We start from the raw sequence: 19095 nt of genomic DNA on the forward strand, positions 1-19095 counted from the left end.
AAATGTTCCAAACTTTTTCGCAGGGTCGCCCGTCATAGCGTCGTAAACATTCCAACGACCTATCGGAGGTAATCCTATGAAGAGTAAAACGCTGATCGCGACGGGCTTGACCGCTACTGTTACGGTTGTGCTAGCCACCGGCGTATTCGCCGCCGGACAATTAACGCAAGTCAAAGCGTTCCTGAATCCGTCCATACACCTCAACGTCGGCGGGAACAATATCGAAATGAAAGACGAAGACGGCACGGCCTTGACGCCTCTTACGTATAACGATCGCACGTACTTGCCCGTTCGCAGCGTAGCCGGGCAGCTCGGATACGACGTATATTGGGATGAACCGTCTCAGACGGCGTATTTCACGGGGACGAGCGAGTATATCGCGTACCGTGCGAACGAGCAGATGATTCTGGACAAGTACGGCTACTCGTTGCGAATCCCATCCTCGTACGGCGGCAAGCTGCGCCCGACCGTATGGCCGGCGGAATCGATCGCGGACGGCATAAAGTCCGGCGCGTTGACCGCGAACACGCTGAGCGCGATCGACTTGCTATACCTCCCGGAAGACGCCGCCTCTCCCGCCGCGCGCGTAATGGCGACCGTAGAAGTGGTCGGTCAAGAAGAGTGGTCGGGCACGAAACAGGATGCCCAAGATTCGGTGTTGGCGACCAAAGGCGATTACGTATACGTGCTGCGGGACGCAAAGTCGAACCCGTTCGTAGCGGGCACTGCCGATTACGCGAGCTTTAAGGCGATCGACGACCACTTGACGGCCAGCGGATACGATCTCGTGCTCTCCCCTGTCGTCTCGGCGAGCGCGGATATCGTTGCCCATGTCGTCGGCACTTGGACCGAATCGCTTAAAGGAACCGTAATGGAGCTGACCGCCGACGGCGTCTTCTACCGCGCGGGCGTTGCGGTCGGCACCTATGCGGTCGTCGACTCGTCTCATATTCGGATTATCGCCGACGATGCCGACAATACGGTAGAGTTTCAAGTAGACGGAGATCGGCTGGTAATGGCCGGACAAACGTTTACTCGTCATCCATAATTATCAAGGGTGCGATCCCATGGGATCGCACCCTTGATTCGTGATCGGAAAGTTATGCGCTTGCGAATTGTTGCCGTGGTCTTGAACGCCATAGTAACAAGAACGAGAGAACTACGATAGCCATGCATACCCCGTTCACGTAACGGAAGGCGATGAACTGGGCGACGAATCCGCCTGCGAGATTGCCAAGCAGCTTGCCGATCGTCGAGCTGTTGGCGTACAAAGTCGTAGCCATTCCCGCCGAGCCGGGCAACAAATTCGTGAAGTAGCTGAGTCCGTTACCCATCAGAATCGCGATGAACGTCGCTTGCAGCAGCTGTGCGGCGATAAGATGCCAGGGCTCCGTGGACACGCACAGGATCCCGAAATACGCGAAGGCGACAGCGCAGCCGTAGATCATCAAGTCGTGGTTGGAAATTCTTCTGCCCATCGCGCCTAGCGCCAGCATGATCGGAATTTCCAAGCCCGCGCACACGCTGACGACGATGCCGACGTCCGTATGCGTGCCTTGCAGCTCGTTCACGATGAAGAGCGGCGTATTGATTCCATTCATGAAGCTGACCATGAATAATAACACGAAGGCGGTCAGCGGCAGCCAAAGCTGCCTGATGCTCGGCGTAGGTACAAGAGGTTCCCCGCCTTTCGCTGCGGTTCGGACAACCGGCGCACGCTTCCGCAGGAACAAGAAGACAAGCACGGCGATGCCGACATAGATCGAGAACGTTCCCCAGAACAATCCCAAGTAACCGAACGCGCTCAAGATGAGCGTACCGCCCAGCGGTCCGATCAGGAATCCGAGCGAGAACAGCGAGCGCAACGTGGACATAGCGAACGTCTTATCATCGGAACGGCTCTCTGTCGCAGATTCTTGCGCGTAAGCGTACATTTGCGGAATCGTAAGCGCGCCTAGACCGTTGAACAGCGTTACCGCAACGAGAAGCACGAAGTAGTTCTGGAACGTGATATAAGACGCGAACGCCAGCGATGAAGACAAAGCGGCGATGATGATAAGACTCTTCCGGTCCATTCCACGATCCGAACGCCTGGCCAGCAAAGAGCTGACAAGGACGCCGCTGATCGAGCTGACGGCCATGAATACGCCGAACGCGCCCGTGCTCATGCCGAGTTCCTCGGTGAAATACAGCGACAAGTAAGGCGACGTAATCGAGAATCCGATGCCGATCAGCATCATGCAGACGATGAGAAGCCGGTAGCCTCTAATTTCGAATAATCGGGTTAATCTTGCGTACAATGGCGAGTCCTCCATCTTGCTCTATGATGTCGAGATGCTTCCGTCTAGGAACGGGAACCACGTCATAGTGTACACCTTGGAGTACGCTCCAAGTCAAGACATGCCGATGCAATAATAAAAAAACGACCCTTCCCGATTCGTCGGGAAAGATCGCTCTTCATCGCTTTACATTACTTGTTGCCGATCGGCTCCAGCGCCTCGTGGTGGCCGCGAATCGGCGCCGCCGCTCGGGACGGAGCCGCCCAACGGACCGCGTTGGAGATGACCTTCAGCACGTTCTCGTTGTAGTAGGTCGGATACGTCTCGTGGCCCGGGCGGAAGTAGAAAATCTTGCCTTGGCCGCGGTTGAACGTGCAGCCGCTGCGGAACACTTCGCCGCCTTCGAACCAGCTGACGAAGATCAGCTCGTCAGGCGCCGGAATGTCGAAGTGCTCTCCGTACATTTCTTCGCGCTCGATGAGGAACTGCTCGGGCAGGTCCGCCGCGATCGGATGCGCAGGATTGACGACCCAGATGCGCTCCCTCTCGTTCGCTTCGCGCCATTTCAAGTCGCAGCCCGTGCCCATGAGCTTCTTGAATATTTTCGAGAAGTGGCCGGAGTGTAGGACGATCAGCCCCATCCCCTCCATGACGCGCTTGTGGACGCGTTCGACGATTTCGTCGGACACTTTGTCGTGCGCAACGTGGCCCCACCAAGTGAGGACGTCGGTCGCGTTCAGCACTTCCTCGGTCAGACCGTGCTCCGGCTGGTCGAGCGTCGCGATGCGGATATTCAGATCGGACGAGCCGATCCCTTTCGCTAACGCGGCGTGAATGCCTTCCGGATATACTTTTTTCGTCTCCGGATTCATTTTCTCGTGTTCGTTCTCGTTCCATATCGTTACGTTGATCACGGATGTCTCACCTCGCGAATGTCATAGGTTGAATTAGAATTTCACGCCGCCCTCTTGCAAGCCGCCGACGAACTTCTTCGTCATCACCAGGAACAGGATGACCATCGGCACGATGGTCATGACGCCGCCCGCCGCCATCAATGCCCAGTTGGTGCCGTATTTGCTCGTGAAGTTCAAGTACGCGACGGAAACGGTCTTCATATCGTCGGTTTGCAGTATCGCGTTGGACAGGAAGATTTCGTTCCAAGACGACAGCGTCGTGAAGATCGCGACGACGACGAACGCCGGCTGCGCGAGCGGAAGAATGATCCGGAAGAAGGTGCCGAGCGAGCTTGCCCCGTCAACCCGCGCCGACTCCAACAAATCCTTCGGTATGCCGAGCATGAACGCCCGCAGCAGGAACACGTTGAACGCGAACGCCCCTCCGACGAACGGAATGATGACGCCCCAATACGTGTTGATCAGGTTCAATTTGATTTCCATGAAGAAGATCGGAATGAACCCGACCGGTATGCTCATCGAGATGAACAAATACGCGAGGAAAGCGCCCGTGCCCGGCGTGCTCATGAACGTCATGCCGTAAGCGGCGAGTCCGCACAGGGCGCAGACCAGGATCACGGTTATGCCCGTGATGATGATCGTATTCATGTACGCGACGTCGAAGTTGCCTTGCGTCCATGCTTTCGAGAAATTTTCGAGCGTCCATATCTTCGGCCAGCCCAACGGGTTCTTGGCGATGTCGGACTTCTTCTTGAAGGCGTTCATGAGCAGCAGCAGCATCGGAATAAGAGAGAACGCGGCGACGGCCAACAGCGGAAGATGACGCCAGTTCAGTTTCATCTACACGTCCCACCCTTTCTTCTTCTTCAGATACGCGTATACGCCGATCAGGATGAACGCGATGAACATCTGGAACAGCGCGATCGCCGAACCGTAGCCCGCTTCCTGTCCCTTGGTGCTGAGCGAGTAGTAATAAGTCGACAGCGTCTCCGTGCCGTGCGCGGGTCCGCCTCCGGTCATGACGTACACCATCTCGAACGCGCCGAACGCGCCGAGCGCCGTAAGCAACGTTACGATGACAAGCGTCGGACGAATTTGCGGGAGCACGATGTTCCACATGATCCGGAACCGTCCCGCGCCGTCGATCTTCGCCGCTTCCTCGATCGACTTGTCGTTCTGAGTGAGCGCCGCGAGCAGCCAGATTACGTTGCCCCCGAACCCTCGCCACATGTCCGCGATGAGCACCGACAGCAGCGCGAAACCGGACGACGTGAGACCCGGCCATTCCAAGGCGCTTAATCCGGCTTTATCTAGATAAAAGTTCATGCCGCTGAACGGGTTGTAGATCCAGAACCAAATTTGTCCCGCAACAGTCACTGTGATGATCGAAGTCGAGAAATAGATCGATTGATAGACTGTTTGGCCTCTTTTGATCTTGGACAGAAGGTAAGCCAGCAAGAACGCGAAGATGATCGGAATCGTGATCCAGAACAGCATCCACTTCACGTTGTTGAAGAACGCGATGCCGACAACCTTGTCTTGGAACGCGCGGACGAAATTGTCCATTCCGATGAATTTCGGCATGCTCAAGCCGTTCCACTCCGTGAAAGGCAAGTACAGCGACAGCATGGCGGGAATCGTGACGGCGAAAATATGGAACAACAAGCCGGGAAGGATGAACAGCCATCCCTTCCAACGAACAAGACGCGAACGTTTCTTCACCGCCGGTCTCTCCTCTCGGGATCAAGCGCCGGAGCGTTCGCGCCCCTCGCGAGGAGGAACGGGAACGCTTCCGGCGTGCATGATCGCAGTTTAGAATTTATCGAGTGCGAATTGGCGGTTGTCCGCGATGTCTTTCTCTTTGAGCTTCTGCAAGTTGGCGAGCCAGTCGGCTGCCGTCGTCTTCTTCAGATAGACGCTCGCGAAATCGGACTCGAGCACTTGCACGACGCTCGGAGGCGCGTAAGACCATGCGACGTAGCTCGTCTTACCCGCTTTTTCCAATTCTGTGATCAAGTTCAAGGCGCTTGCCACGTTCGGCTTCAAGTCGAATTGGCTATAATCCGTCTGGATCGGCTCGGGAATGCCGTGCTCGGCCATCGTCTTCACGACTTCCGGATCGAAGAAGTAGTTCAGCAGCTCTCCGACTTCGTCTTTGTGCTCCGACTTGGCGTTGATGACGAGTCCGCCGCCTACGCCGAGAGGAATGATCGGTTCGCCGTCCGGCTTCCAGCTCGGGAACGGCGCGAAGCCGATGTCGAAGTCCGGATCGTTATCCGCGGCCAGGCTCCACGTGCCGTCCAGGCGCATCGCCGCTTTGCCGTTCAGGAACAGCTGGTTGCCGTCCTCTTGGGAGATCGCTTGGGACTTCTTGTCCGACACGTAGCCCGCGTTCCAGAAGTCGCTATAGCGCTGGATGCCGTCTAGAATCGCAGGATCGGTCCACTTGATATCGCCGGAGTACAGCTGCTTCGTGCCTTCCTTGCCGAGAATGCTGTTCACGATGCTCGTAACCCACCAATCGTCGACGCCCGGCGCGTCGGAAGAACCCCATGCGAATGGAATGATGTCCTTGTCTTGCATTTGCGGCGCGAGCGCCATCAAGTCGTTATAGTTCTCCGGCGCTTTCCAGCCGTTCTCCTCGAACATCGTTTTGTTGTAGACGAGAATCAAGCCTTCGTAGTTCCAAGGTACGCCGATTTGTTTGCCGTCCTCGAAGTACGCGTTTTTAGCCCAGGCGAACATGTTATCGCCCCAACCGTATTTGTCGAAGTAGCGGTCGATCGGCTCGACGAAACCGCTTTTATAACGCTCTTTGGCTTGGGACGGATCCATGAGGATGAGATCCGGCGCTTTGCCGGCGGCGAGCGCCGCGGACATCGCCTGATCGTCGGACATCGTTACTTGCTCGAGCTTCACGTCCGGATGATCGGCTTCGAACTTGTCGTACATGATCTGCAGCGCGGAGCTCTCTTCGCCCCAGATCGCCGCGTCGGGCACCTGCAGCTTGATTTTGGAGGAATCTTTATCGCCGGAAGAACAAGCGGTCAATACGAGAGAAGCCATAGTAACTAGGGACAACGATGCGCCGATCGTGCGGATTGCGGGTTTCATCATGAATGAACACCTCTATCGTTTGATGGTTTTCGCTTTTCGATCCTAATTCATGCAAGCTTTCAAATATTCAGCCATCTGCTTGTACAGCTCGAGGCCGTCGCCCGGGGACAATTCGCATTCCACGGCCATGTAGCCGTCGAAGCCGATATCCTTAAGCGTCTTGAAATACGTCTTGAAGTCCGTATGTCCGAACCCGGGCTGCAAGCGGTTGCTGTCCGCCAGGTGGACATGGGCGACCAAGTCGCCGGTCTCGCGCAAGCTCGCGGAGATGTCCCGCTCTTCGATCGCCATATGGAAGAAGTCCGCCATGACCTTCACGCCTTCGAAGCCGCCTTCGCGGATGAGGCTCGCCGCCTCGTCCAACCGGTTGATCATGTGGTCTTCGTAACGGTTAAGCGGTTCGAGCAACAAGACGCTGCCCGTGCGTCTCGCGTGGTCGTTCAGCTGGCTCAAGGCGTCCAGCAACACTTTGCGCTCTTCCAGCGCATCCCGCGGAGACGAGAACGGAGGCAATTTCTTCGAGAAGATGCCGAACGCCGCGGGGACGACGATGCCCTCCGCTCCGATCGCGGCCGTCCGTTCCATGATCGCGCCGATGTCCGAGATCGCGATCGCGCGCTGATCGGCATCGAAATCGCCGATCCAGCCGCGGTATCCGCCGCAGACGGAGCTGATCGGCACGCCGGTAGCGCGTACGGCTTTCTCGATTTCGTCGTAGCGTTCGACCAAGTTTCTGCCGTCGATTTCGAGACCTTCGAATCCGATTTCCTTCAGCGTGGCAAGCTTGTGTTCATAGGTAGAGCCGAAGAAGCCTCTATCCTGCGTTGCGAGTTTCATTTCATAACCCTCCATTTGCGATTTAAATCCCGGAACTGCGTCGGCGAGATGCCGACGTACGATTTGAACAGCCGGGTGAAATTCTGAATTTCGCTGTACCCGAGCCTTTGCGAAATTTCCGTCACGGAGAGCTCCGTCGATTCGAGCAGCGTCTTCGCGCGCTGGATGCGCATTTCCCTCTGCACCTGCATCGGAGACTTTCCGAACAGCTCCTTGAAGCGGTTACTAATATACGTAGGGTGAAGATGCAGCTCGCCGGACATCATTTGAAGCGTCAGAGGGTCCTCGGGCGACTGCACGATCCGGGAGAGCAAGTCCATGAAGCTGGCGGACTTCGACACTTCCGCGTGCGACCCGCTTTGGCCGACCGCGCTTTCCAAGATGATGTAGAGCAATTCGAGCGACTTCGCCTGCTTCAGGATGGAGAGCGGCAAGGACGGCGATCTTGAAGCCGTCGCTTGCATGAACTCCATGAACACTTTTTCGAAATAGTCTCGGTTTTCCAGGTGGAACGCGTACGGAATTTGGAACATCTTCATCGCGTCCATGACGCCGGCGATTTCGAACGTGAAATGCCACCAGAGAAACTCGGTTTCTTCCGAAGAGTCTTTGTAATGGTCATGCGTGACGTAAGGCGGAATGAAGGTGACCGATCCCGGTCCCAAGGACATCACGTCGTCTTTGATTCGCAGCTTGGCACTGCCGGTTTTCAGATAGGACATGACGTACCAGGGCAGCGTGCGGCCGAGCGTCTGCATTTCGGTTCGCCTGTTCACGTCGAACTCCACGACCTGAAGCTCGGCGTGTCTAAGTAGAGAACCTAATTGGTCGCTCATGGGCTCCCTCCTTTCCGTCCGATCGTGCTCTAGTTGTCTTGGAGCGATTATTGGAACGTTACGCCTAGCTTGATGCTCTGATCAGGACGCTGGTCGACGAATTGCTCGTAGCCATCCGCCGATTCGCCGAACGGAACGACCGGGCTGATGATGCCTTCGCAATTGATGCGGTTCGTAGACAGCATCTCCCATACCGTATCCTCGATGCGTCTCCAGCTCCAGCGCGGATAATCCGGGTTCGGTTCGCTGCATGCGCGGGAGAAGACGATCTTCGCGTTGTTGAAGTGCGCTTCGCGTCCGAGATCGAGGCCGCCTTTGAACGCTCTCGCCCACCCGACGAAAGCGATCGTGCCGCCGTAAGCCAATCCTCTCAGCGATTGCTGAAGGGCGAATTCGCTTGCGCTCGTCTCGATAATTACGTCGACGCCGAGTTTGCCCGTCGCCTTCTTCAGCTCCAAGCCTACGTCCTCGTTAACCGGATCGTAAGCTGCGTCCGCGCCGTTAGCCAGCGCGACGTCGCGGCGGCTCGCGATCGGATCGATGACCGCGACCCAGCTCGCTCCGGCAAGCTTCGCCATTTGCGCGGCGAGCTGGCCGATGGCGCCAAGGCCGAAGACGGCGACGCGGTCGCCCGCCCGGACATTGCCGTCGCGGATGCCGCCGAGCGCGAACTGCGCCGGATCGAAGCAGACCGCGTTTTTCCAGGACATGTCGCTAGGCATTTTCTTCAGATAATAGTTGTCTACCGCGTTCACGATGTGCGTCTCGCGGATGCCGCCGTAGCAACAGACGCGGTCGCCGACTTGATACTCGGTGACGTCCGATCCAGCTTCGACGATGACGCCGACCCATTGGTTACCTAGGTTCCAACGACCGAAGCCGCCGTCCGTGGATATGTCCTTCGGATCGCGGGGCAGGAACAAGTTCCAGCCGTCCTGCTCGTCGAAGTAGTCGGCCGTATGCGGACTTTCGCCGCGGAAGCCAGCCAGCTCGGAGCCGTGCTTCGGAGACGCGTTCTCGACTTGGACTTTGACTTCGTTCGGCTTAATCCCGCGGTCTTCGTACGTGGTGATTGCCGCTTTGCGCGGCGCTTGGGCTATTAATTGCTTAGGCATGTGGGTGTTCCTCCAGTCATTGGTATAGCTTTCGCAATAATCAGTGATGTTATGCGACAATTATCTGCGGTGTTACCGCTTACAAGTGCCATTATAGCGCGTCGTTCGCGCATTTACGTTATCCCAAATTGGCGGATATTTATCACTAATACAGGTTTTTAACGATATCGAATTTTCTGATAGCTTACCTATTTATAACATAATTTATTGTTATAAACGTGCGTATAAACTATTTGTTGCAATTATTATGGTTTGTTATATACTGAATCCGAGAAATCGTAATTAACCGGGAGGCGATCGTATTGAGAATCGTGCGCGACGATTCGAACGTCGACAAGTTAGACCGCGTGCTGAAGACCGGCATCGACGATTTCCTGGATGTCGCGAAAGCGTTATCGACGGAGCTCCGGTTGGATATCTTCAAGGCGCTGCTCCGCCGATCGCTTAACGTGAACGAGATCGCGGACGAATTCGGAATTCCTCCTTCGACCGCGGCCATCAATATCAAGAAGCTCGAAGACGCGGGATTGATCTTGACGGAGCAAATTCCCGGAACCCGGGGCACGCAGAAGCTATGCTCCGCCGTCATCAGCCGCATCGTCGTCGACTTTACCGATCTGAAGGCGCCGCCTGCCGAGACGAGCGCCGTCGTATCGCTTCCGATCGGCCAGTTCGTGGATTCCGAGTGCTCCGCCCCGTGCGGCATGCTGAGCGAACATTCGATTATCGGAGAATTGGACGAGCCCCGCTCCTTCTTCGAGCCCGAGCGGGCGGACGCGCAGTTGCTATGGTTCCGCAGAGGCTACGTCGAATACCGATTTCCGAATCGGGTACCCCGCGGAGCGAGGATCTCCAATCTGGAGCTGTCCATGGAACTGTGCTCGGAAGCGCCGCTCCATAACGACAATTGGCCTTCGGATATCACGTTGTGGGTGAACGGCGAAGAAGTCGGGACGTGGACGAGTCCGGGCGACTTCGGCGGCGAACGGGGTATTCTGACGCCCGAATGGTGGGGAACCGAGAACACGCAATACGGTCAACTCAAGCATTGGCGGGTGAACGCATCCGGTTCTTATATCGACGGACGGTCGCTATCGGAGCTTGCGCTCGACCGGTTGGCGCTCGATGACAAGCCCTACGTGACCGTGCGGATCGGCATCAAACCCGATGCGCGCAACGACGGCGGCCTTAACTTGTTCGGTCGTAAATTCGGCAATTACGAGACGGATCTGATAATGAAGCTGGAGTATGTACGATGAAGCGGCCCTTCATCTGCAACGGTATCGTTATCGCCGTCCTCGCGGCAACCGCCGTCTCTCTGAGCGCATGCGCGGGAACCCACGCTCCCGCGAAATACGCGAACCCGGTATTCGAGCCGGTGTTGGCCGATCCGTCCGTCGTCAAAGCCGAAGACGGTTATTATTACGCCTATGGAACCGAAGATCAGTGGGACGACGGCGTCGTCCACCTCGTCCCCGTCGTCCGAACGAACGATCTCGTCCATTGGACGTTCGTCCGGGACGCGTTCGAATCGAAGCCGGATTGGAAAAGCGAAGGCGGCATCTGGGCACCGGACGTCACCCTCCGCGATGATGGCAAATATATCATGTACTATTCCCTATCCGAGTGGGGCGATTCGGATCCGGGCATCGGCGTCGCGGTTTCCGACCGGCCGGACGGCCCTTTCGCGGACAAGGGCAAGCTGTTCACGAGCGAAAGCATAGGCGTGGACAATTCGATCGATCCGTTCTTCTTCGAAGACGGCGACGGCCGAAGCTACTTGTTCTGGGGAAGCTTCCACGGCATATACGGCATCGAGCTGTCGCCGGACGGTCTTAGCACCGTCGGAGATAAATTTCAAATCGCCGACACGCAATACGAGGCACCCTATATCATCGAACGAGACGGCACGTATACGTTCTTCGGTTCCGTCGGCAGCTGCTGCAACGGCGCTCGGAGCACCTACCATGTGAACGTGGGACAAGCGACTTCGATTCGCGGACCCTATGCCGACCAAGAAGGCTTGGACTTAAGGAGCTACGGCGGCACGTTGCTGCTCGAGGCGAACGACGAACCCGACGCGAGCGGACGGCAATTCGTCGGACCGGGACATAACGCGATCGTTACGGACGACCAAGATCGAGATTGGATTGTGTATCATGCGATCGAAGCCTCGGATCCTCTTCTCGACAACGAAGCGAGCAAACGGCCGCTGATGATCGATCCGATCCGATGGGTCGACGGCTGGCCCACTATTAAGGGCGACGAACCGAGCCGACAATCGATAACGGGACCTTATTCGAACAAACAATCAACTACGGGAGTGGATCACGAATGACTATACGAGCCGAATATCCTAGACCGCAATTCGTACGCGAACAGTGGCTCAACTTGAACGGACAATGGCAATTCGACTTCGACGACGGCAACGTTGGCGTCTCCGAACGTTGGTACGAACCAGGCAAGACTCTGGCGAAGAAGATCGAAGTTCCTTTCGCTTACCAGACGCCGCTTAGCGGCATCCATGACCCTTCTTTTCACGACTTCGTCTGGTATAAAAGAACGTTCGCCGTCGATCCGTCTTGGAAAGGCAAGCGCGTCAAGCTTCATTTCGGCGCGGTCGATTACCGCGCCTGGGTATACGTCAACGGCGTATTCGTAGGCACGCATGAAGGCGGCCACACGCCGTTCGGCTTCGACGTCACGGACGCGTTGACCGGCGGCGAAGAGTGCGTGACCGTTCGTGTCGAAGATCCTTCCGAGGACGAGACGATTCCTCGCGGCAAGCAATCGTGGTTCGAGAAGCCGGCTTCCATCTGGTATAACCGGACGACGGGCATCTGGCAGACGGTATGGCTTGAGGCGGTAGACGCGTGCCATATCGCGAACGTGAAGTTCTACCCGGACGTGGACAAGGGCGAAGTCGCCGCGGAGATCGAGGTGTCCGAACTCCTTGCCGGAGCATGGATGAACGTCGAGATTTCGTTCCAAGGCGAGACGGTCGTTCGCGACCGGATCGAACTCCAAGACCGCTTCACGAGAAGAACGTTCGACTTGTTCGCCCGCAAAGTATTCCGGACGAGCTTCCATGGGGCCGGCTGGACGTGGTCGCCGGAGAACCCGAATTTGTTCGATGTCGTCCTGACGCTAGGCGCGGACGATGCGACGCTCGACCGCGCGGAGACGTATTTCGGCATGCGCAAAGTGCACACTGAGAACGGCATGGTATATTTGAACAATCGACCGTATTACCAGAAGCTCGTGCTTGATCAGGGCTACTGGCCGGAAGGCTTACTGACGGCCCCTTCCGACGCTCACTTGCGCAAAGACATCGAGCTGGCCAAGGAGATGGGCTTCAACGGCTGCCGCAAGCACCAGAAGGTCGAAGATCCCCGCTTCCTCTATTGGGCGGACCGTCTCGGCTTCGTCGTATGGGGCGAATGCGCGGCGTCGCCGTCGTACAGCAACGACGCGGTCGGCCGCCTGACCAAAGAATGGCTCGAGATCGTGGAACGGGACTTCAACCATCCGTCCATTCTGACTTGGGTTCCGATCAACGAAAGCTGGGGCGTGCCGTCGATTCGAGGCAACAAGCAGCAGCAGCATCATAGCCTGGCGATGTATAGCCTGATTCATTCGCTTGACCCTACCCGTCTCGTTATTTCGAACGACGGCTGGGAAATGACCGTCACGGACATTTGCGCGGTGCATAACTACCATCACGGCAATCCGGACGAACCGGCCGTCTACGAGGAATTCATTCGGATGCTGTCGACTCGGGAGACGATGGTCGAGTCGAAGCCGGCGAAGAGAAGCCAATACGCCGAAGGCTTCTCCCATCGCGGCGAGCCCATCCTGCTGACGGAATTCGGCGGCATCGGCTATAAGATCGGCGAGGAAGCCGGTTGGGGTTACACGTCCGTGACGACGGAAGAAGACTTCGTGAGCGAATATGCACGGGTCATGGCCGCCGTCTACTCGTCGAATGCGATTCACGGATACTGCTATACGCAACTTACGGACGTGGAGCAGGAGATCAACGGACTGGTCGGCTACGATCGGACGCCGAAATGCGATTTGGCCCGGATCAAGGCCATTAACGATGCTTGGCATTTTGATTTCGTTCGGTAAAAAAGGAACAGGTTGCTCCGCCGGTGCGGGGCAACCTGTTTTACTTCAAAGATGAAGGCATAAGAACGTAGGCGAAGTTTTGCGAATCGTTATCCGATTGACTGGCTACGCTCTCCCCTGCTCCGTTGTAGGCCGCAATCGTATATGGAGTCTCTGCGGAAGTCGGCAGTTCAACGTACCATAGCCTCTGCCCTCTTGCGTATTCGATCAACTTGGCCGCATACTCTCCCGCGCGTTTGCCGCCGACCGTAACCGTAATGTTCGTGATCTTCTCATTGTTCACTTCACCGAACACGATCGGGAATGGCCCGCTCACCCCTTTTGATTTCCGGATGCTCATATAAGTAAACGCCTCTTCGGAACCCGGACGGAGCGAGTAACCATAACCTCCGCCCATCGCCCATTTCCAACCGCCCAACCATGTTTTACGTACGTATTCGATCTGTAAGTCGGTATTCTCCGGCTTCTGATTGTACTGTTTAAGGAATAGTAACTTGCCGCCCTCTATGGACTCCTGGCGGATGACTCGCTTCTCTAACCCGCCGCGAAATCGTTGCACCGCTTCCTCCGGCGTTTTGCCGATCGGTATTCGTAACGTTCCCGAGAGGCCGATCGCGCGCGCGTATCTCCAATCTGCGATTCCTCCTGGGACTTCGTAGGCGTACATGAATCCGAATACGAGAAGAAGACCCGTTAATAATGTCAAGCTCCAAATGAACGTTCGTCTCCGCTTCCTTGGCAATACGAACTTCTGATGGCTTGGGTCCATATTACGAGTCCTCCCTAAATTTAAGATTCCCGAACCACATGCACCTGCACCGTAAACTCGCTATCTACGGTCGCCATAATTACGTGCTTCAAGGGATGAGGCACAATCTTCGCTTCCAGCCATTCGCGGTCCTTGCCGATCTCGCGCAGCAGCGTATGTTCGATGTGCCCATCCGCGATCCCAGGCTGCGAAGGCCACCTTCGAGATGTCCTCGACGTTCGATTTTCTCAACTCCGTATACAAGAATTCGATCGGCAACTTCGCTTTGGATAGGTTCCGGTAGTCAAGCTTCCCGTTCTGGATGAGAGTAATCGCCGGCGGATCGAAAAATCCGCGCGAACGATACCTCCATCATACCAACATTTAGGAGGTATTGTCCCCGCATGCCTTTATTTAATTCTAACGTTGATGTCGCCGCGGATTCGCGTCGGATAGTCGTTGACGTAGAGCGTTAAAGGACTTTGATACTCCCCTTGATCAAGATAGTAGTGAATTTCATCCGTGGTCGATCCCGACCTGTTGGAAAAGAATGATCGACCGGTCGCATCCGCGTATGTGTTATCGAATATGCCGTACTGACGATGTTCGTCGAGCGGATCGTCGTTGTTCAATCCAAAGGCGAGCATGCGGCTTGAGCCCGTACCTGCATCTTTCAGCGTGAGCCTGTCGTCCGGACTGGAGAGCAACGCCTCGCGCTCCAGATCGATCTTCACCTCCAGCTTGCTCTTGTCCAACGCCCGAATGGTGCTCGCCCGCAGATAGAGCTGTTCCGGCTTGCTGAAATAGTTGCTCTGGAAATAGAGAATGTGCCTATTATCGTTGATTAACGAGCCGGACATGCCGTTGGTAATCGTACCGAAAACTTCGCCCTTCTCGTCTTCAAGCCGCAGATCGTCGAAGTAAAATATTTTCTTCTTATTGGCCGGATCGTACTCGACCTCCAGACCGATTCTTGTCGGGTATACGGTCATCGTGCCGAACGTAATGCGCTGATTATCGACCGTAACCGTCTCGTTGATCTCGTAGGTTTGCTTCAGTCCTTCGAACTTGGATTTGTCGACCGGAATGGCAAACTGCCATTTCTCGGTGCTCGAGGAAGAGGCGGTCTCGATGCCGAGCTCGAATTCCACGTTCAAGACGTTCGGGATTCCCGTATTCCCTTGGAAGTTGAAGTCGATCGTTCCTTGCTTGCTCTCCCATTGTTCTTCATAACCCCCTGTCCCGAAAGAGATAGAGGTTTCTTCATCCTCGGTAAGCTTTACGTTCTTGACGCTAACGAACCCTTGCTTACCGTCCATGTTGTCCATCGTGTAGAATACGATCACCCTCGAATCGTCGGCGAGGATGCCGTCCACCGTGAGCTTGACGCCGTTCTTCTGCTCGGACAAGCCGACGGGCTGCATGAAGTCGTTCTCCAGGGCGAGCCGGAGACCTTTATCGTAATGAATCAGATTAACGAGCGACCTTAGACCCGGAATATCCCCGACGTATGCCGCAACCGCCGGAGAGAAGCGAACCGAGGCGACCATCGCAAGAAGCAGCATGCATGCCGCGTAGGACGCCATTCGCGTTACCATCCGCCGCCTTCTGCGCTGTCTACCGAGACGCATGCCTTCCCTGATGCGCGCATCGATGTCCGAAGGGACCGCGATCTGCATCTGTTGCTCCCTCATCTTTTTCAAGCCCGGCCATTCCAGTTCATTCACTTCGCTTTGATCGTTCATTGAGGTTCGCCGCCCTTCCCGATTCGCTGCCGAAGGCCGGCGAGCGCTTTGTGCAGCCAGGTTTTGATCGTGCCTTCCGGCTTCTCCAACGTTCTCGCGATCTCGGTAATCGTCAGATCGTGATAATACTTCAACTGAATGACTTTGCGATAGTTGTCTTCCAGACGTTCCACTTCGGTCTCGAGCAGCATTCGCTCCAGCAATTCCGACTCGCCGCTCGTCGCGTGCGGTTCCGTCGGTACCGCCGGCGCGTTCCTGCGTGCCCGTCTTTTCACTTCGTCTGTGCAATAGTTCATGACGATACGGATCAGCCATGTACCGAAGTAACCCGGCTCCTTCAATTTGCGAATTTGCATGTAAGCCCGACAGGTTGCTTCCTGTACCGCTTCAAGGGCGTCCGTCTCGTTCTTCAAGTACGTATAGGCGATCCGGTACATCTTCTCTCGGTGCTGCTGAATGAGACTATAGAAGGCTTCATCGTCGCCACGCCGGGCCGCGAGAGCCAGCAATTCGTTATCCATGCGTTTCTCTCCTGCCGTTGTGCATCTAATCGTTAGACGCCGCGGCGCGCCAAACGGTTTTCCTGAAAATAAAAAAAGCCGCAATCGGGCGGCTCCTTCGCAAAGGCATTCAAATTAGAGACGATAATAATCCTGCGCATGAACGACCTTGAATCCGACCGATTCATATAAGCCGAGCGCTTGGTCGTTCTTCGTCTCGACTTCCAGGTGTACCGAGTATCCCGCCGAGGCTTGCTCCATAACGACTTGGCGCAGCGTACGTCTGCCGATTCCTTGTCCCTGATGCTCGGGCAGAATGGAGAAGCCGTAGATCCACGCCTGCCCGTCCGTTCGGGATACCCGTATTTTCCCTACCGCGTTTCCTTCGACGACGATCATGAACGTGTCGGTGCCGGCCGCGAAGGCGATGCCCTCCATCGCTCTCGCATCTTCTTCGTCCAGTCCGAACGCCGTTACGGATAGACGAACGCGCATCTCGTAATCGTCGTCCGTCGTTAGCCTTAAGTGAACCGCTTCGAACGGCTCGATAGGCGCAGGCTGCCACTCCATCTGATATTCCGAGAATGCGTACGACGCGCGTTGTTTGCTCATGAAAGCTTTTCCCGAGACGGATCCCGCGGGCGCGTTCAGCAATACGGTTTTGTAGCCGGATTGTTCGATTCGTTCCATCGCAAGCTTGAATAAGCGTTGAAAATGTCCTCGTCGACGTTCGCTCGGCTTCACCATGCCGCATCCTTCGACCGTCGAACCGAACGGGTACAGACCCAGAAATGCGACAAGCTCGTCATTCTCATATTGAAAGAAATCCAACCGATCGGAATCGCGGGCTTCGAGCATATCCCAATTGAGCTTCAGTTGAACGTTATCGTAAGTCTCGCACTCTTGTTGCAGACGTTCGATATCCGCTAATTGTTTTATCGTTAACATGCGCGATCCCCTTCGATAATTAGTGCGTTGCGAACCGCCAGCGATAGACCGCATAGACGCCCATTAGGAATACGCCATAGATGCAGACCGCGATCGCCATCGTCCCGAGGTCCAATCCGCTCTTCCATTGATGGCCGACGATGGAGACGAGCAGGAAGAACGGGATTTTGCCGATCAGCGTCGCGAGCAAGAACGGCTTCCACCCCATTCGGGTAAGCGCGGCGACGACGTTAATCGCCTGCGCGGGAACGAACGGAATGAGGCGCGCGACGAGCACGGCAAGGAACGCGTTCCGTTCCGCCCAACGATTCAACGTCGCGAAGCCTTTCGTCTGCGCGAACGCGCTTCTGTCTTCCCGCGTGAACGTCGCCCGTACGATGGCGAACAGCGTCATGGCGCCGAGCAACGATACCGACAGATTGATCGCGAATCCGGCGGCCATGCCGTACTTCGCGCCCATGATCGGCGCGAACACGCCGAACGGAATGGCGGGTACGACCGCGATCGCGTATCCGGTCAACAGGACCGCGATGTCCACGTACCATACCGATTCGGATTTCATCCACGCGACGACCGACGACTTGTATAGGAAGAGGAGCACGGCGAGCGCGACGTATAGAATCATCAACCCTTGCTTGCGCGACAACATCGATCGAACCTCCCCCTTCTACTTGTACGCTCGTCCGAATCGCAATAATCCAAGTATAGTGAAACGCAAGCGGAAAAGCCAAAATCGTCCCATTAAAAGCAATGAAAGACGGCAGCGCAGGGTTCGTCACCCATGCGCCGCCGTCGTTCGCGGTACCCCGTATTCTATTGCCGCGAGCCGCGCTTCACCGCGCGATGGAACCCGTCCGTCGTATACCACGGATCGTCGCGCGAGATCGGCAGCTTCACTTCGGTTCCCGTCGTGGCTGCCTTATAGATCGCGGTAACGGCTTCCACCGTTCGCCTAACCTCATGTCCGCTCGAGAGCGGCTCGCGGTCTTCCCGGATGGCCGCGAACAGATCTTGGATCGGTCCGGCGAATCCCTCCGGCATCGGAACGACCGTCTCGGCTTCGCGCGCGATCTCTCGCAGCGCGTCGTCGTCGATCAGCGGGAATCCGTCCTCGTTCTCGCGGACGGCCGCGTATTGGAGCGGATAGCCGACGGAACGGGCTTTGCCCGCGAACTGCATCGCGCTGCCGCTGATCGGATACGTCGTCGTGCAGCCGAACTGCCCGATCGCGCCGGTCTTGAACTTCAAGATCGCCGTCGAGACGTCGTCCGTCTCGATGTCGTGCCCGAGCGTCGCGATATCCGCCTTGACGCTGTCCAGCTCGCCGAGAATCCAGACGACGATATCGAGCGTATGAATGCCCAGGTTCATGAGCGTGCCGCCGCGTTCCTTCTCCCACGTGCCCCGCCATTCCTTACGGTAATACGCGTCTCCCCGCCAATGATGGTTGAACGCGTTCGCGTACAGGATCGGACCGAGCGTGCCGCCGCGAACGAGCCGACGCATGATCCTGACATCGGTCTCGCAGCGGGTTTGCAGCATGACGGCAAGCTTGCGGCCATGACGCTCCGCCGCCGCCAGCATCTCGTCGCATTCCTCCAACGACGCGGCGAACGGCTTCTCGCACATGACGTGCTTGCCGGCAGCCAGCGCATCGGTTACCAATCTCCCTCTGGCGTAGGGCGGCGTGCAAATGTGGACGACGTCGATATCGACGCGCGCCAGCATGTCCCGGTAGTCTGCGTAAGTATCGGCCTCCACGCCGTAATCGCTCGCGATACGACGCGCCTTCTCCGCATCCAGATCGGATATCGCGACGACCTTGCACTGATCCCCAAGCTGCTTCAGCGCGTCGATATGCGCGCCCGCGATGCTGCCCGCGCCGATGATTCCTACTCCGTAACGTTCGGCCATAGTACCTCCCC

Annotated in this window: 18 protein-coding genes and 1 pseudogene; 4 read left to right on the forward strand and 15 right to left on the reverse strand. The window is 56.5% G+C overall.

The window, feature by feature from the left end; all coding sequences use genetic code 11:
• Nucleotides 1–76 precede the first annotated feature (76 nt).
• Entirely contained in the window at nt 77–1048 is a 972-nt protein-coding gene (locus ACFQZG_RS01035) for a stalk domain-containing protein (protein ID WP_378149237.1), read from the forward strand.
• Nucleotides 1049–1100: 52 nt separating this feature from the next.
• Here the strand turns inward: ACFQZG_RS01035 and ACFQZG_RS01040 are convergent, their stop codons facing one another.
• The 8 genes from ACFQZG_RS01040 to ACFQZG_RS01075 all read right to left on the reverse strand — a co-directional run bounded on the left by ACFQZG_RS01040 (nt 1101) and on the right by ACFQZG_RS01075 (nt 9098).
• Nucleotides 1101–2300, reverse strand: coding sequence for a sugar efflux transporter (locus tag ACFQZG_RS01040; RefSeq protein ID WP_378149239.1), 1200 nt, complete (start codon nt 2298–2300; stop codon nt 1101–1103).
• 170 nt (nt 2301–2470) lie between these two features.
• Nucleotides 2471–3193 (reverse strand): ThuA domain-containing protein, encoded by a 723-nt coding sequence (locus ACFQZG_RS01045; RefSeq protein ID WP_378149240.1) that lies wholly within the window; start codon nt 3191–3193, stop codon nt 2471–2473.
• 33 nt (nt 3194–3226) lie between these two features.
• Nucleotides 3227–4033: a carbohydrate ABC transporter permease gene (locus ACFQZG_RS01050; protein WP_378149242.1), complete on the reverse strand. Its 807-nt coding sequence runs from the start codon at nt 4031–4033 to the stop codon at nt 3227–3229.
• A complete protein-coding gene (locus ACFQZG_RS01055) occupies nt 4034–4915 on the reverse strand; it encodes a carbohydrate ABC transporter permease (RefSeq protein ID WP_378149243.1) in 882 nt (293 codons plus the stop codon).
• A gap of 90 nt (nt 4916–5005) precedes the next feature.
• A complete protein-coding gene (locus tag ACFQZG_RS01060) occupies nt 5006–6310 on the reverse strand; it encodes an ABC transporter substrate-binding protein (protein ID WP_378149245.1) in 1305 nt (434 codons plus the stop codon).
• Between the two features lie 42 nt (nt 6311–6352).
• A complete protein-coding gene (locus tag ACFQZG_RS01065) occupies nt 6353–7147 on the reverse strand; it encodes a sugar phosphate isomerase/epimerase family protein (protein ID WP_378149247.1) in 795 nt (264 codons plus the stop codon).
• The gene (locus ACFQZG_RS01070; RefSeq protein WP_378149249.1) at nt 7144–7983 is read right to left on the reverse strand and encodes an AraC family transcriptional regulator; all 840 of its coding nucleotides are present in this window, start codon (nt 7981–7983) and stop codon (nt 7144–7146) included. Before ACFQZG_RS01070 ends, ACFQZG_RS01065 begins: the two co-directional genes overlap by 4 nt.
• A 47-nt stretch (nt 7984–8030) precedes the next feature.
• On the reverse strand, nt 8031–9098 hold the full coding sequence (locus ACFQZG_RS01075; protein ID WP_378149251.1) for a zinc-dependent alcohol dehydrogenase: 1068 nt from the start codon (nt 9096–9098) through the stop codon (nt 8031–8033).
• A 311-nt stretch (nt 9099–9409) separates the two neighbouring features.
• On the opposite strand from ACFQZG_RS01075, the gene ACFQZG_RS01080 reads away from it, so the two are divergent.
• Genes ACFQZG_RS01080 through ACFQZG_RS01090 form a run of 3 tightly spaced genes read left to right on the forward strand, consistent with a single transcriptional unit; the run spans nt 9410 to nt 13229 of the window.
• Nucleotides 9410–10357 carry an ArsR/SmtB family transcription factor gene (locus ACFQZG_RS01080; protein ID WP_378150417.1) on the forward strand — a complete coding sequence of 316 codons (948 nt, stop codon included), beginning with the start codon at nt 9410–9412 and terminating at the stop codon, nt 10355–10357.
• Nucleotides 10354–11436, forward strand: a complete 1083-nt coding sequence (locus tag ACFQZG_RS01085; protein WP_378149252.1) for a family 43 glycosylhydrolase — start codon at nt 10354–10356, stop codon at nt 11434–11436. The genes ACFQZG_RS01080 and ACFQZG_RS01085 overlap by 4 nt, the downstream gene beginning before the upstream one ends.
• On the forward strand, nt 11433–13229 hold the full coding sequence (locus ACFQZG_RS01090; RefSeq protein WP_378149253.1) for a glycoside hydrolase family 2 protein: 1797 nt from the start codon (nt 11433–11435) through the stop codon (nt 13227–13229). The genes ACFQZG_RS01085 and ACFQZG_RS01090 overlap by 4 nt, the downstream gene beginning before the upstream one ends.
• Before the next feature lie 40 nt (nt 13230–13269).
• On the opposite strand, the gene ACFQZG_RS01095 is transcribed toward ACFQZG_RS01090, so the two are convergent.
• From ACFQZG_RS01095 to ACFQZG_RS01125, 7 genes and pseudogenes are all read right to left on the reverse strand, one after another.
• Entirely contained in the window at nt 13270–13998 is a 729-nt protein-coding gene (locus ACFQZG_RS01095; protein WP_378149255.1) for a hypothetical protein, read from the reverse strand.
• Between the two features lie 60 nt (nt 13999–14058).
• Nucleotides 14059–14322 (reverse strand): annotated as a pseudogene (locus tag ACFQZG_RS01100) (YetF domain-containing protein); the annotation flags it as partial.
• Nucleotides 14323–14387: 65 nt separating this feature from the next.
• Nucleotides 14388–15722 (reverse strand): DUF4179 domain-containing protein, encoded by a 1335-nt coding sequence (locus tag ACFQZG_RS01105; RefSeq protein WP_378149256.1) that lies wholly within the window; start codon nt 15720–15722, stop codon nt 14388–14390.
• Complete coding sequence (locus ACFQZG_RS01110) at nt 15719–16243, reverse strand: sigma-70 family RNA polymerase sigma factor (protein WP_378149258.1); 525 nt, start codon at nt 16241–16243, stop codon at nt 15719–15721. Before ACFQZG_RS01110 ends, ACFQZG_RS01105 begins: the two co-directional genes overlap by 4 nt.
• A gap of 114 nt (nt 16244–16357) precedes the next feature.
• The gene (locus ACFQZG_RS01115; RefSeq protein WP_378149260.1) at nt 16358–17170 is read right to left on the reverse strand and encodes a GNAT family N-acetyltransferase; all 813 of its coding nucleotides are present in this window, start codon (nt 17168–17170) and stop codon (nt 16358–16360) included.
• A gap of 19 nt (nt 17171–17189) precedes the next feature.
• On the reverse strand, nt 17190–17819 hold the full coding sequence (locus tag ACFQZG_RS01120) for a TVP38/TMEM64 family protein (RefSeq protein WP_378149262.1): 630 nt from the start codon (nt 17817–17819) through the stop codon (nt 17190–17192).
• Between the two features lie 164 nt (nt 17820–17983).
• Nucleotides 17984–19084, reverse strand: coding sequence for a Gfo/Idh/MocA family protein (locus ACFQZG_RS01125; protein ID WP_378149264.1), 1101 nt, complete (start codon nt 19082–19084; stop codon nt 17984–17986).
• Nucleotides 19085–19095: the final 11 nt, after the last annotated feature.

The sequence above is a fragment of the Cohnella sp. GCM10027633 genome, from assembly GCF_042675445.1.
GTDB lineage: Bacteria > Bacillota > Bacilli > Paenibacillales > Paenibacillaceae > Cohnella.

Coding starts and splice junctions, on each gene's coding strand:
- ACFQZG_RS01035 (WP_378149237.1), top strand. CDS start 77: ATGAAGAGTAAAACGCTGATCGCGACGGGCTTGACCGCTACTGTTACG.
- ACFQZG_RS01060 (WP_378149245.1), bottom strand. CDS start 6,310: ATGATGAAACCCGCAATCCGCACGATCGGCGCATCGTTGTCCCTAGTT.
- ACFQZG_RS01085 (WP_378149252.1), top strand. CDS start 10,354: ATGAAGCGGCCCTTCATCTGCAACGGTATCGTTATCGCCGTCCTCGCG.
- ACFQZG_RS01050 (WP_378149242.1), bottom strand. CDS start 4,033: ATGAAACTGAACTGGCGTCATCTTCCGCTGTTGGCCGTCGCCGCGTTC.
- ACFQZG_RS01090 (WP_378149253.1), top strand. CDS start 11,433: ATGACTATACGAGCCGAATATCCTAGACCGCAATTCGTACGCGAACAG.
- ACFQZG_RS01070 (WP_378149249.1), bottom strand. CDS start 7,983: ATGAGCGACCAATTAGGTTCTCTACTTAGACACGCCGAGCTTCAGGTC.
- ACFQZG_RS01105 (WP_378149256.1), bottom strand. CDS start 15,722: ATGAACGATCAAAGCGAAGTGAATGAACTGGAATGGCCGGGCTTGAAA.
- ACFQZG_RS01125 (WP_378149264.1), bottom strand. CDS start 19,084: ATGGCCGAACGTTACGGAGTAGGAATCATCGGCGCGGGCAGCATCGCG.
- ACFQZG_RS01120 (WP_378149262.1), bottom strand. CDS start 17,819: ATGTTGTCGCGCAAGCAAGGGTTGATGATTCTATACGTCGCGCTCGCC.
- ACFQZG_RS01110 (WP_378149258.1), bottom strand. CDS start 16,243: ATGGATAACGAATTGCTGGCTCTCGCGGCCCGGCGTGGCGACGATGAA.
- ACFQZG_RS01095 (WP_378149255.1), bottom strand. CDS start 13,998: ATGGACCCAAGCCATCAGAAGTTCGTATTGCCAAGGAAGCGGAGACGA.
- ACFQZG_RS01075 (WP_378149251.1), bottom strand. CDS start 9,098: ATGCCTAAGCAATTAATAGCCCAAGCGCCGCGCAAAGCGGCAATCACC.
- ACFQZG_RS01115 (WP_378149260.1), bottom strand. CDS start 17,170: ATGTTAACGATAAAACAATTAGCGGATATCGAACGTCTGCAACAAGAG.
- ACFQZG_RS01065 (WP_378149247.1), bottom strand. CDS start 7,147: ATGAAACTCGCAACGCAGGATAGAGGCTTCTTCGGCTCTACCTATGAA.